Annotated in this window: 11 protein-coding genes; 6 read left to right on the plus strand and 5 right to left on the minus strand. The window is 39.3% G+C overall.

Annotation, left to right across the window (positions count from 1 at the left end; genetic code table 11):
- Positions 1-181: 181 nt before the first annotated feature.
- Complete coding sequence (locus tag EWE74_RS19570) at positions 182-727, plus strand: hypothetical protein (RefSeq protein WP_130143358.1); 546 nt, start codon at positions 182-184, stop codon at positions 725-727.
- A 96-nt stretch (positions 728-823) separates the two neighbouring features.
- Here EWE74_RS19570 and EWE74_RS21140 read toward each other — a convergent pair whose 3' ends face one another.
- Complete coding sequence (locus tag EWE74_RS21140; RefSeq protein ID WP_165384774.1) at positions 824-985, minus strand: hypothetical protein; 162 nt, start codon at positions 983-985, stop codon at positions 824-826.
- Between the two features lie 291 nt (positions 986-1,276).
- On the opposite strand from EWE74_RS21140, the gene EWE74_RS19575 reads away from it, so the two are divergent.
- From EWE74_RS19575 to EWE74_RS19595, 5 genes are all read left to right on the plus strand, one after another.
- Positions 1,277-1,561 (plus strand): hypothetical protein, encoded by a 285-nt coding sequence (locus EWE74_RS19575; protein ID WP_130143359.1) that lies wholly within the window; start codon positions 1,277-1,279, stop codon positions 1,559-1,561.
- 75 nt (positions 1,562-1,636) lie between these two features.
- The gene (locus tag EWE74_RS19580; RefSeq protein ID WP_130143360.1) at positions 1,637-2,233 is read left to right on the plus strand and encodes a hypothetical protein; all 597 of its coding nucleotides are present in this window, start codon (positions 1,637-1,639) and stop codon (positions 2,231-2,233) included.
- A 37-nt stretch (positions 2,234-2,270) separates the two neighbouring features.
- Complete coding sequence (locus tag EWE74_RS19585; protein ID WP_130143361.1) at positions 2,271-2,873, plus strand: hypothetical protein; 603 nt, start codon at positions 2,271-2,273, stop codon at positions 2,871-2,873.
- Between the two features lie 185 nt (positions 2,874-3,058).
- Positions 3,059-3,388, plus strand: coding sequence for a hypothetical protein (locus EWE74_RS19590; RefSeq protein ID WP_130143362.1), 330 nt, complete (start codon positions 3,059-3,061; stop codon positions 3,386-3,388).
- A gap of 123 nt (positions 3,389-3,511) precedes the next feature.
- Positions 3,512-4,462 carry an RpnC/YadD family protein gene (locus EWE74_RS19595; RefSeq protein ID WP_130143363.1) on the plus strand — a complete coding sequence of 317 codons (951 nt, stop codon included), beginning with the start codon at positions 3,512-3,514 and terminating at the stop codon, positions 4,460-4,462.
- A 153-nt stretch (positions 4,463-4,615) separates the two neighbouring features.
- Here EWE74_RS19595 and EWE74_RS19600 read toward each other — a convergent pair whose 3' ends face one another.
- From EWE74_RS19600 to EWE74_RS19615, 4 genes are all read right to left on the minus strand, one after another.
- Positions 4,616-5,830: an AAA family ATPase gene (locus tag EWE74_RS19600; protein ID WP_206365309.1), complete on the minus strand. Its 1,215-nt coding sequence runs from the start codon at positions 5,828-5,830 to the stop codon at positions 4,616-4,618.
- Positions 5,831-5,846: 16 nt separating this feature from the next.
- Entirely contained in the window at positions 5,847-6,128 is a 282-nt protein-coding gene (locus EWE74_RS19605; RefSeq protein ID WP_165384775.1) for a transposase, read from the minus strand.
- Positions 6,129-6,556: 428 nt separating this feature from the next.
- The gene (locus EWE74_RS19610) at positions 6,557-8,611 is read right to left on the minus strand and encodes a hypothetical protein (RefSeq protein WP_130143365.1); all 2,055 of its coding nucleotides are present in this window, start codon (positions 8,609-8,611) and stop codon (positions 6,557-6,559) included.
- Entirely contained in the window at positions 8,608-12,624 is a 4,017-nt protein-coding gene (locus EWE74_RS19615; protein ID WP_130143366.1) for an AAA domain-containing protein, read from the minus strand. The genes EWE74_RS19610 and EWE74_RS19615 overlap by 4 nt, the downstream gene beginning before the upstream one ends.
- Positions 12,625-13,131: the final 507 nt, after the last annotated feature.

Below are 13,131 nucleotides of genomic sequence, written 5' to 3' on the forward strand. Positions count from 1 at the left end.
ATTGGACGATGATTAAACTTCAAGATGCTGAAACGGAAGTAAACAAATATAATATATACAAATATCCATCATCATATTTGCTAAACAGCGAGCGGTTCATTCAGCGGGTAGATATGAGATCAGCGCAATTAGAGGAGTTTATAATAGAGAATATACTTTAAATGTTAGTTGGTAGGCGAAAATGGAAGCAAATACTAAAACTATTCGTATTTCAAAGAAAGAAAAAAATGCGCTGGTATTACGAATAATACTTATATGGTTCTTCATGTATTTTCCATTTATAAACTTTGTTGAAGATTACCTTTTGCTTTCAAAACCGATTGGAGTGGCATTTTTTATTTTGTTACTGATTATTATATATGCAATCGTATCGTTATTTCTGCTTATTTCGAGATTATTTTCTAGTTGGGTAATTAAAATTTTGCCGGAAGGAGTTAGGTTAAAGTTTTTTTGGGGGACACATTTCTTCCGCTATCTAGATATTAAGAGTGTAACTCTGTCCTATCCGAACGCGAGACGTCGAGCGTTGCAATTTACTCTATCAAAAGAAGCCGATTTATCAGGAGTCTTTAAGCCGATAAGAAAGCTGTATATTAAAAAAGACGGCAACGGGAATCCCTATATACTGGTAGGTTTGACTGGCCTTGATGTAGATGCCGAATCTTTGATGAATTTAATAGTTTCTTCGTTACATGATAGTGAGTCATCGACTAATAATAGTGTCTGAAAAAATCGATCCGTCCAATTAATGTATGTCAGTTTGAGCTAAAAATATTGTTAAGGTTGACCTTAGTAGTTTTACTTTTCGTTGTTTCTTTTTATACTACCGTTCTTCGGACGCTATATAAATAGGTTCATCAAATTGCTGTTTATTACGATCCGCTCCCTTATAAAATTGAACTAATTTCCGCCCAAACCCCCCACTTTTCTTCCGTTCAGCCTTTTTTTGTCGGGACGAAACTGCTGTTTTTCTACTGTTCAACATTTTTTTTGGAATTCTCCATTCACATGCAGCATATTTGCTGCGTGATCACACAGCAATCTATCCAGGATCGATAGGCGCTTTTTATAAACCAAAATACATAAATTGAAGATGGAACAATTTATTCATGAAATCCAGCACGTAGTTCAAATAGCCACAAACATACTAGATGCGAGAAAAGGTCTGGATCTACTGATCGGCAGCGATCGAAAATGTAATTTTTACTACATTTAAGTCAAGTTAATCCCAAATCAAGGGTGATCCGGACACCCTTTTTACTAACTGAAATCAAATATGAACAGTACATCAAATACTTTACCGGCAACACCTGCGGCAAAAGATGACCATATCTTCTGGAACCAGAGTGTCAAACTAGCTTCCATGCTGTACTACTGGAAATTAGTCGATAGCTACGAATCCATACTACGGCTGGTACACATTCACCAACGCTATCTTCGACAAGAACCATTCAAACACGACAATACCTTCCTACCACAATTGGAAGAACAGCTACCCAAGGTGGATGGTCCCCGGATATGGGCATGCTTCCATATCGGCCCTTATGCGATCATGGCGTGAGCACTTATTCGGCTAGGATATGGTATTGCGATCTTGCTTAAAGACGACGTGTTCGAAGAGCAATATCCCATGTATATGCAGCAGTTCAAAAGAAGTTTCGGGAGGGAACCGAATGCAAGCGAACTACAGTTTGTAAAGTCCAGCGGCTCAAAATCCCTTATACAGCTAAAGCAACTGTTGAAAAAAGGATACCACGTTATCTGCTATGTCGATGGGGAGGAGGGAGGAAGTGGAGAGAGAGGATGGACACAGGTCCATGTACATAACAAACCTTTGGATGTACGCATGGGAATGGCCATACTAAGTCAATTGAGCGGCGTCCCCATCCGTCCGGTTGTTCTTACAACGGAAGGCGAGAAACTGACGGTACGGAGCAGGGGAGACCTATACGTAAACAACCGGGAGCAATATTCCGCCGCTATGCAATACTGTTACCAAATGCTGGAAGAACTCTCTGCGGAGGAAATCCTGCAGTGGGAATGTATTCCCAGATTATTCGATAAAATTGTTCCCGATAAGCAACACACTGCTGAAAAACCCATATGGCTGCCCATCTACGCAAAAGAGAAAAATATGCTGCTGGATATCGTCTCCGGGAAATTTGCAGAAGTTTCCACTAGTCAGTTTAACAAAATGGAAACGCTGAGACGAGAATTCCTTAAGCAGATATAATAACCGTAAATTTATAACACAATAAAAACCCTATACTATGAGCCATAATGATTTAAAACTAAAATTATCAGAAAAAGTGCAGGCCTTCACCGCCAAATGTGAAGAACAGCAACATGCAATCGAACAGAAGAAAGAACAGGAGCGAAAGAAAGAAGAAGAACAAGCCAAACGAAAGGAAGATGTAGCCAAAAAATTTGATGATACGATATTAAAAGATCTTCGGCACCTTTTCACGGAAATCAAACCGGCATTTTCTTCGCCCTATCTGGAAATCATACTAGATACACATGATCAACATGAGCACTTTTATATTCTCGACGATGATGAAATTCCAGCTTTTGCCTCCCTTGCGGTAGATGCCAAAGCGAAGGTTGACGGCAATATCTTCGACTACCCACGCTACCTGTTTTTTGTCACATCCATATCGAGTAATTCATTCGCACTATCACTTAATAATGAGTGTCGCGAGGTCTTGCGTTTCGGTGCACACGAAGATGACGAGAGCACCCTGCTACAAACGTATTCTTTCGATGACTATGATTTCAATGAGATTCGGGGACATATCGAGAAATACTTGACCGATGAACTGACCTATCTGCAGAAAAATTTTAAGATACGTAGGGCGGAGTGGGAAGATTAAAAATAAACAAAACAATGATGTTCAATTTTTTCAGAAACAACAAAAATAGTCAAGATACCTCTAGGAAGGAGCAGCTAAACAGATAAGCCATCCAAAAGCGGGGACTGGAACTAGCAGAGATTACCAAGAAGCGGCATGCGGCCGGCTTTCCACAGCAAGCGAAGTCGCAGGAAGATTTAACGGCCGTGATCTACGCCTTTACCGATCGATGGGATTATGCGATAATGAAGATAGGTATCGACGTTCCTGTTTTGGATGATGGCAGCCTGCGGCCCAGTTTAAGAAAGAAAGGATTTCTTCCATTGAATGAAAGTGTCTATATACATGTTTCGCAGATGCGATCTGTCGATCTAGAAGCACTACAGATAGAGATTGATCCAGAGCTGGATCGGAACATGCGGAGAAACCTTAGGGGAGATGATGTTATGGAGAAGCTTCAGCGCTGCCGGAAGGATGATTCCAATATTTTCGATATTGATAGAGCTTTCGTGGATGAGATAAAGGCCGTTATTTAGCACTAGAATAACAGCTGCATGGTGACGTTTTGCACTTACTTTGCTTACGAAAATGTTCGCTTTTTTGATTGTAAAACGTTATATTTGAATCAATAACAATTATAACATGCTACCCTATCTATTATGACTGTTAAAAAGCGTTCGATACCACCGAAGCAAAACGATGAATTGCTCAAAGGAGCGTTCGAAGAGAACTTTGCTGATTTCCTGCGGTTTCTCTATCCGGATGCCGACGATATATTTGACTTTTCCAAAAGCATACAGTTCATGGACAAAGAGCTGCTGGCGATAGTGCCGGACAGAGAGCGGAAGAAAGGCAAGCGAGTAGCCGACCTCTTGGCAAAGGTGTTTCTAAAAGACGGTACAGAAAAATATATCCTGCTCAATGCGGAGATCGAGGGTGGCGATGATGCTAAATTTGCAGAGCGTATTTACCAATATAATTATAGAATCAGAGATCGATATCGTATTTCCGTGGCCACTATCGCAGTGTATACGGGAAGTCATAACCAACCCAAACCTTCCGAATACATCGATGTGGTATTGGATACCTCCGTCCATTTCAGGTATCGTACCTACCATATCTTCGACCACAGCGAGAAAGAATTGTTAGCTATGGACAATATCTTTGCTTTTATTGCGGTGGCATGCCAAAAAGCATTACTCGAGGGAAAGATACCGGATGAAGAATTAGGTGAAAATAGGCTAACTATCGCCAAGACATTGTTGCGTCATGACTACGACCATGACCGTATCAAGAATTTTCTTATTTTTCTCAAAAATTTTTTGTATATTAATGATGCAGAAATTAATCGTATATTTGATGAACAGATTATACAATTGTCAGGAGGTACAATCGATATGGGTGTTATAGAAGTAGTAAAAAAACAGGCAATAGAACAAGGACGTTTGGAAGAACGTGCCAAAACGGCAAAGCTATTACGTGAAGAGCGTGCCAAAGCCGAGGCTGATAAACTGGAATCTGCATTAAATTTTAAAAAGATGGGCGTTCCGGTGGAAGATATAGCTAAAGGTTTGGGACTCACCGTTGAACAGGTCGAAAAACTGAAATAGTTTTTTAGCCATAAAATAATATATAGAACAGGCGCTTTCTGATAAAGGAAGCGCCTGTTTTAATTTACAATCTAGATTATAAAAGATAACCAATAATATGTTCATCAAGAACCAGCTACTTCACTAACCAAGCATAATGAAAGAAACCTTGGCTTATTCAATCGCTAAGGCTTCTTTTTCCTGTATCAACAGATCTTGCCATACTTGTGTATTGATCTTGGGCTTCAGCGCCCGTGTATCTTTCATCGCAAAGAGGCTGCGCTTTACAGCGTTGATCAGTGTCTTCTGTATACTGTAGTAGGAGAGGCCCTGCGCATGCTCAATTAACTTTTTCATGGATACTTTGCGGTCAAACGTAAATTTTCCCTCTTTCAGTACCAACTGGATCAATTCCTGTATCTGTTGTTGGTCGGGCAACTCCAAGGAGATGGCTAAATCAAATCGACGTAGCAATGCGTCGTCCAACATATCCTTTTGATTCGTTGCGCAGATCACCATGCTGCTTTGCGGTAGATAGTCGAAGAGTTGCAGGATGGTATTTACTACCCGCTTCATCTCGCCATGATCTTGGCTGTAGTCACGCACTTTGCCCAGTGAGTCAAACTCGTCGATAAAAATAATGCAGTCCTCCTGCGCCGCTTTGCGGAAAATCTTCGCAAGGTTCTTACTGGTCTCACCCAATTTAGATGAAACGATAGCGCCTAAATTAACCACAATCATCATCTTTTGCAGTTCTCCCGCAATTACGTATGATGCTAAGGTCTTGCCACAACCCGATGGACCATGAAGCAGAAGCTTGTTGGATATCGGTAGTTGATATTTCGATAAGAGATCACTATGACGATGTTCTTCCAAAAAGTTAATTAGTTGATCTTTTGCTGAATCGGTACAAACGAGATTGCTAAGATTATAGTCCGATGTAAGTTTTTCGAGTATCAGTTCATCCGTATCGCGGTCTTGCAGCGTTTGATAGTGTGATGGCGAGCCTACCTTTTGCAAAGGGCTGTATTGCTGCTTGCGTAAACTATCTTTAAGCAGGGCGCCACCATATCCACGGGATTTTAAGCCATCCCATTGTGTGGTCAGGAGTATATCAGGCTCTTCCTCCATGCGCTTTTTGATATAGGGAGAAAATCTTTCCAGTGGATTGATGCGGCTCTGTGATCTCCGCGCCATCGCACGCATGGAATATCCTTTTCCCTGCAGTTCTTTAACTTGTTTGAACCGTTTCAAGCGGATTCCGTCCTGAGTTGCGCTTTTAGCTGGAATATCCTGCCCGCAGACCGGTTTCTTGGGTTCGGCCTGAAATCGCTTTTCAGCTATTATGGCGTTGACTTTATTATATTGTCTAACCAGTACTTTCTGCACTGCTTCACTTAGGTTTTTAAGTAGATGCCAGCGGTGCACCGCTGGTAATGGCCTTCTGATAATTACTGTATCTATCCCGGCTCATCACTTCAATTTTCGGACGCTTTTCAAGCCATTTACGCAACGTTTCTTCCTCACGGTCGGGTAGCAGATCGATAGCTTTCCCTGTATTAAGATTGACAAGTATACTGCCGTAGCTATCCCGTTTTTTATAGGCCCAGTCGTCCACCCCAACTGCGGTGACACCCTCCGAAGTTAAAAAAGCTTCGTTTTTAACCAACCATAGTATTAGTGTCACTGGCAGGCATCGACACTATTTGGCAGATCCGTTCAGCAGGTCGGCCGCCGGCAATCAGCCCTAGTTGTTGGATGTTGCTCTCCAACCGCATGGATGGGAGTACTTTTGAACTTTTATTGGCGTTTTTGAGGGTTTTGAGAAAGATAATGAATCGTTAGTTTGTTAATAAATCAGTAAGCCTGCTCGCAAAAGCAGGCTTTGTACCTTAGTCTAAATTTTAAAGTGTATCTAAAAACCCAATTTTACAACGAGCGATTATGGAATTTTGTTCAATGTATATACACTAATTTAGTATCCATTTTTATAACAAGTCATAAGGGCTTATCATTACGGTCTAAGTGATAAGATTTTTAATTTGAACTCATCTGTAAAAGCTCAAGATTTGAAATTAAGAATCGGCCGAGATCTAGTCAAGTCCACCTTTTATTCTAACGCTTTGCTACTCTCGGGGTATGATTAACCTTTTGTACAAATGTTTTAATACTATTTATTTCATTAGTTAACTGATTGGCAGCTCCCATTTGGATGTCAAGAAAATCTATAAATTCGTCTCTTAAGTTTGAAAACTCTTTTTGCAACGATTTCTTTTTTTCTGGATCAACAGATTTTTTTACTAGCTGTTTGACTTCGGATCTATATCTTTGTATTTCGGACTCAAAAAAAACTTTGCGATAGTAGGTAAGATTATCGGATTTGGTTTGGTCTAGTTCTTTAAGAACTCTGTTAAACTCTGGTTCACCGATATCTCTGAACGGGATTAGTTTGGTGTTTTCCACTTGGCGGAGCTTTTGAAGATATTCTCTGGTGATTACTTCGGGAGGATTAGTGCAGAGTAAATTGAAGTCGTCAATTGCTGCATTGATATACTTTAGGCCAAATTTCTTAAATACATCGGAATATTGTTTTTCCAACTCGCTGTCCCATTCCATTCTTGTCATTTTTTCCTGTCTGATTTTTTTCATATTTTGACTTACAAAAAATGAAAGGATATTGTAGCTTCCTGAATAATAGATGTTTTTTTTGTCCTCACGTACTAGCCAGACATTTTTGTAATGAAATGCTGGTAGCTCGCAATAATAAAAATTGAGATTTTTGTCTAGGTCAAGTAGAAGTTTCATAGATTCATCCTGAACCATTTTATCCCCATTAAAACTTTCATTGGCAGAATAGGAAATATAAACTCGGCCACCCTTTTTTAAGTATTCTCTGATAAACGGTATTCTTTTTTTGAAAGCGAAGTCGCGAACCCATGGACTCTGTATCATTATGCTGTCAGACGTAGTATCGAAAAGCCTTTTCAGTTCTATCTCGAATTCCAGGGAATAGAAGTGACTTCTGATGGATTCGATTTCCTTTGCTATCTCTTTGAGTTTAGCAGCATCATGGTTATCTGTCGCTAGGTCAATCTCCACCTGCTTATGTATCAACTTCTCTTCAGCATCTATCTGTTCTTGTTGTTTAGTTTCTTGTGTAAACTCAGCATATTCACCTAAATCAACAATCTTTTCTAAAAGTTCCGCTTTTATTTTTTCATTGCGATCCAATACTTCGGAGAGGGTATCGATAATCTTGTCCTGTTTCTCATCATAAACGATTGCACGCATAGTATTATCTCGAAAATTTTCAAGAAGTACTATCCAGACTTTTGCCTTAAATCCCTGTGCGCCGGTCAAACGGGAGGACTGAAGTAAGAAGCTTTTTTGAGGGAAATGGATTTCAGGTGCCTGAACTTCCGCTAGAGGCTTGACTTCTTCAATGGTTTTTGGCAGTAATTCCTTGTCATGTGTCAGGTTCTTTTCGCTTTTTAAATTTCTGAAAATTTCTTTGGTCTTAGCGTGGTTGGGTCCTAAATTATCAATGTATAAATCAAAGTTCCTTGTAAAAGTTGAAAACTTTACACCATTGTTGACATATTCTTTTCCTAGTTCTGTGAGCCATATTTTGTGACCATCACCTTCAACTATTTTGTCATTCTCAAGCTCATGCAATGCTTTGTCGAGAATATCTCTTTCAGCTGGATCTTTTATGGTATCTAGACCTAAGATTTCTCCGATTTGATCAGTGGGCATGTTCTGTAATAGAAGGAGGTCGCAGATGACTTCGTCAAAAAGACTAAATTCTATAGGCTGGGAGCATGTGCCTGAATACTTTGCGACAGTATATGGCCAGTCCATATCGGTAAATCCGATAATACGCTCGATTAGTTTTTTTTCTTTTCCTGCTGCCTCAATTATGCGTAATTCTAGAGGTACCTCTCGGTTGGCAGATTCTTGGGGCTTGTGGTCGGTTTTATAAGCCCTCCGCTGGCCATTCTTTCTGGCAAGGAAAGCGGGATAGTTTTCCTCAATGAATTCGACAACATCGCTTGGATAATCTTCATTGGGATCCTCATTAAAATCGTACCCATTTGCAATAAGGAATTCTCCTAACAGTCCGATATTTGTTTGAAGATCCCTAACTATTTTCGATAATCGCTTTCTCATTTTTTAACAAGACTGTTTAGTTGTGAAATATCAATTCTGTGCATTTTTTGTATTGCTTGTTCATATTCAGACTTGTGCGCGAAATGTTTTTCGTTTCCAATGACTATAAGGAGACGTTTGGCTCTTGAAAAGCCTACATTTATTCGTTGGAGCTCTCGGGCGAAACCTAGGGCGAATGGATACTTGTTATTATCTATTGGTATCTTTTTCCCTTTTTCTATTTTGTACTGCTTGTTGCTTCGTACAGTGGATATTATGATGATGTTTCTTTCCATCCCTTGGAACCTATCAACGGTATTTATCCTCAATGGAATATTGTATTCGTTTCTAAGTTTATATTGTTCAAAATTACGCCATTCGTTTCTTGAAAGTGTTGGATATAAGGCTTTTCTAATTGCGGTCATCTGTGGCATGTAGTAAGTTATAATTCCAATCTCTTTTTCTTCGTCTTTTGCAGCATGTAGTGTATATTCATCGAAACCTTCGGAGGTTTTGAGCGCTTTTAGAACCAGTTTGATCGCTTCGATCTCACCCATATTCTCGTAGGAGGTGCCTATTTTTTCTTCTGGGGATTCTACGTTTACCCAGATAGCGTGGTGCTTGGGTTCGATAAACGGGATTTGGCTTAAACCATGCCATCTACTTGATTTTACTGAGAAGTCAGGAATGTCCATTGTTCCTTTGATGCCACATAGTAGACCATTTTCTAGTTCCTGCTGATCTGTATAAAATTGACTTATGCAGTTCATTATCTGCTCGTGCATCCTAAATTGTGTGTCAAGACTGGTCACGAAATTCTTTGGTGCATTTTTAAAGAGCTTCTCGAATTGCGAGACCTTGTAGTCTTCCTTAGTCCAATCTTCAATTAGCTTCTTGGCACCGACGGCTTCTAGTGCTTCGCCAAATTCTTTTTCGTCGATCATTGGAGGAAGCTGCTTATGGTCTCCAATAATTACTACCTTTTTGCCTAAAATTAGCGGCATGACGAGTTCCGGCGGTGTTGCTTTACTAGCCTCATCCATAATAACTAGGTCAAAAACTGGATCATTAAGCTTATCAGAGTTTCTATGAAAAGTAGCTTGATATGCCTCTCCGAAATTCTTGCTTCCGCATTCGCTGCATGTGGCTGCAAATACATTGACATGTTTGAGATAGGCATCTGTAAAAGTCTTTTTAATTGAAGCGCTCTTGCTCTCAAGTCCTATTTTCCATTTTGAGACTACATCGGCATACTTTGATTCATCAGTACAGTTTGAGATTATCGTATCAATCCATGAGCAGACCGCATTGTCACTATTTCTTTTTTCTTCATTGGAACCACTGTTAGCTTGAGACCAGTTTCTTATTCGTTCATTCGAATATACTTTCCCCTCGTCTTCAAATTTTTCGATATTTCCTATTCTCAATGGACGTACCAGTTTTTTACCTTTGATGCGTTCGAGAGCATTGTCTACTGCAAGGTTGGTCTGCGAGGTAATGAGAAGTTTTGATCCGTTTTCCCGGATGAGCGTTTGCCAGATTATCTCTGCAATAACAGTTGTCTTACCTGTTCCAGGAGGGCCTTGGATTAGCGAAAGATCGCGTGCAAGCAGCGTTTTAGCAACTGCCTCTAATTGTTTGGGTTGAGTACTTAGGAAAGGTTCATTTAGATTTGCAGCGACTTTTTCTTTTTCTTCATCGAGATCTGAAAGCGACTGACGAGCCTCATTGGGATCGAATAGAAAATTAGAAAGATTTGGATTGACTGGAAAGCCATTTTTACTGCTCGGTTCCGTAACTTTTTTCATAGCCTTTATCATTCGGCCGACATTCGTCATTTCTCCGGGAAAAATAGGCTTAATAAAACCTTTGCGAATTTCTTCGAGGCTGATCCTGTCTTTCTCGCGTCCATTTATCATCTCGTCAAAGGTATCTGTTATTTTGAAGCGGAGCTTGTTTTTTTCCTTTCTTACTAGTCTTCCTATAGTTACTCCTTCCTTAAAAAAGGCTTCAGCACCGTACTTCTTGATCTGTTCATTTAATTGCTCTCTCTGGGCAGGTGTCAAATATATGAAGGTCGCTTGGCTTATATTTCGCCTGACTTCCTTTTCCTTTTCTATTTCAAGGGTTTCGTTCTTAATAAGCTCATATGTACTCCGGCCAAGACTGTTATCAAATGAGACATTCAGGATTTCTGCATATTCTGAGCAAGCTTGGTTGATAGCTTCCTTGAAGTTATCCCTGTCTTCGGGAGTTAGAAATTGGTAAGAAAATAATGCAGTAGTATGCTTTTTTATAAAATCAAAATGGACTGCGGTTCCAATAGATTTTCTCACGGAATTGACCACAGCATGGAGTGTTTTTTCTCGCTTATCTTCGAGATCCATCTTAAATCTCAAAATATAGGCTGGCTTATATTCCTTTTCCTCTATGGAAACAGATGGAAATAGTTTTTTAATCCGCAAGATCTGGCTGCTGAAATCATCTGCTGAATCTGCTGAAACTTTTACGGCCGATTGGCTTATTATAAATTCGGTTTTTTCCTTTTGATCTGTAAAAGTCTTGAAATTACGTAGAGTCGTAATATCTGTAGATGTATCTTGCTTGAAAAAATACTGGGTAGGAAGCCTGCGAATATTTTTCCCAGGGAACTGGTTCTGAATAGTCTTTAATCCGCTTTCTACAATTTGACGACTTGTATTTTGGATATGGTAAATACCATCGATTAGGGTGAAACCATTCAGAGGTATGGCATTTGCGCCATTCGGTACTTTGAACCTTGAAATAGATCGTACCAATACCATGTTGTCGGAGGCAAAAATCTGTTTGTCTATGTGCGCGCTTACCTCCACGAGATATTCTCCTTCTTTAGTGTAGGAAACTTTTGCGCGATCGAGCGACAGTTCAATGAGTTTCTCCATTAGATTCTGGGAAGTTTCAGAAGGATCTTTGCTTGTTGGGAAGGTAACAGATAGGAGTACGTCGTTTACCTTTTCTATGAAAATAGACTGCTTATAGTATTCAGTTATCAGTTTTTGGAGGTGCGGAAGATCTCTATCTGTTATCTCTACCATTCCGTCTGCTAATATAGGGCATTCCAGCTGGTACTCATTCTGAAGCTTCCTCATTAGTTCCCCGTAGATGTGTTCTTTTGAGGTGTTTTCTGAATAAGTAAGCTCTATCTTACCAGCAATGGCATGGGTGACAGGTTTGGCTGATAAATCATAAAACAATTCTTCTCCTAGAGTTTTCAAGCTCGCAAGTTCCTCACTCGCAAGTTCCCTGTAATTTTTGAATTCGATAAATGCTTTTTCCTCACCTATACCATGATCCTCGATTTCACTTTTCCTAAATAAGCTGAAGATTCCCTTTTCAAGCTTTTCTATCAGATCTTTTTCATTAATAAAGATATCTACATAGGTAGCCCTCTCGCTTTCGCCTTCTCTGGACTCCATATATGGGGCTGTAATATTATCAATTTTCCAGACTTGCTCTTTATCCTTTACAAGCTTTTTTAATGCATTTACATAGTTTTTCCATATCTGCATGTCTATTTGCTTATTTATGTCAAGCATCGGAACCTCATTTGATTCTATTTCTTGAAAAAGAAACTTGAAGCCATTGGAATTGGTACCCGCATTTTCAGAGTTCGAAGCAAATTTGAAAGTACATAGTTTTTTTATGGTGTTTTTAGAAGGTTCAACAAAAAACTTAGTTTCTTTTATCTTACTTATCTGATAAGAGTGAAGTTCTGTGAACACGTCGAGCTTGTCGGATCGCAATGAAACACCGATCTCTATTGCAGTCTCCTTTCCAAGTGGGATAATTATTTTGTGTCTTGGACGGTTCTTTTGAGCATCGGGCTTTTGTTTCTGGAAAAAGCATAATAGCTCGCTCGAGCTTAGAAATTTTCTTAATTCAGAAGATTTTAGCTCATTGTCAGGATTATTATCATATCTGCTGTCGAAGTCATCTGAGGGACGCAATGTGATCTCTAAGGCTTCTGTTGGAGTTTTGTCCAAAATACTATCCACTTTTAAGTTTGTTTTTTATAATAAGTAATAACAGGATACGCTAATTTAATAAATGTAAGAAGAAAACAAAGTGCTTTCTGCTTACATTTATTATTATTAATAGGATTATCATCTTAAATAATTAAAAGTGGATTGAACTCCAAATGTTAGGGCTACATAATTAGAGTAGAAAACGATACCGCAATCAGCATCGTCTATATAATCAAAGGTATTCCGTTAAGTTGTGCATTAACAAGTCTCTTATGATACGATAAACGTATCAGGGTCTATAAGCTATTTCTTATTCTATTTTTACTAAAATTGTTAGTGTAAAAATGTGAAATATTTTAACAAATACTTTTGTATTTGTTGGTATAAATTTTACTAAAATGTCGTTATTAGCAAAAAATCTAAAATATTTGAGGGATCAGAAAGGTCTATCACAAGAAAAAATGGGAGCTGCAATTGGATCAGTCGTGATCGATATGCTGCTTACGAAAGAATAAAGGCGGGTTCTGAGCCTCCTTT

This window comes from Sphingobacterium corticibacterium (genome assembly GCF_004208525.1).
GTDB classification, from domain to species: Bacteria; Bacteroidota; Bacteroidia; order Sphingobacteriales; family Sphingobacteriaceae; genus Sphingobacterium; species Sphingobacterium corticibacterium.

Bases quoted from the DNA above. Each gene is read 5' to 3' on its own strand.
- EWE74_RS19570 (WP_130143358.1), top strand. From the start codon at position 182: ATGGAAGCAAATACTAAAACTATTCGTATTTCAAAGAAAGAAAAAAAT.
- EWE74_RS21140 (WP_165384774.1), bottom strand. From the start codon at position 985: ATGTTGAACAGTAGAAAAACAGCAGTTTCGTCCCGACAAAAAAAGGCT.
- EWE74_RS19575 (WP_130143359.1), top strand. From the start codon at position 1,277: ATGAACAGTACATCAAATACTTTACCGGCAACACCTGCGGCAAAAGAT.
- EWE74_RS19580 (WP_130143360.1), top strand. From the start codon at position 1,637: ATGCAGCAGTTCAAAAGAAGTTTCGGGAGGGAACCGAATGCAAGCGAA.
- EWE74_RS19585 (WP_130143361.1), top strand. From the start codon at position 2,271: ATGAGCCATAATGATTTAAAACTAAAATTATCAGAAAAAGTGCAGGCC.
- EWE74_RS19595 (WP_130143363.1), top strand. From the start codon at position 3,512: ATGACTGTTAAAAAGCGTTCGATACCACCGAAGCAAAACGATGAATTG.
- EWE74_RS19610 (WP_130143365.1), bottom strand. From the start codon at position 8,611: ATGAGAAAGCGATTATCGAAAATAGTTAGGGATCTTCAAACAAATATC.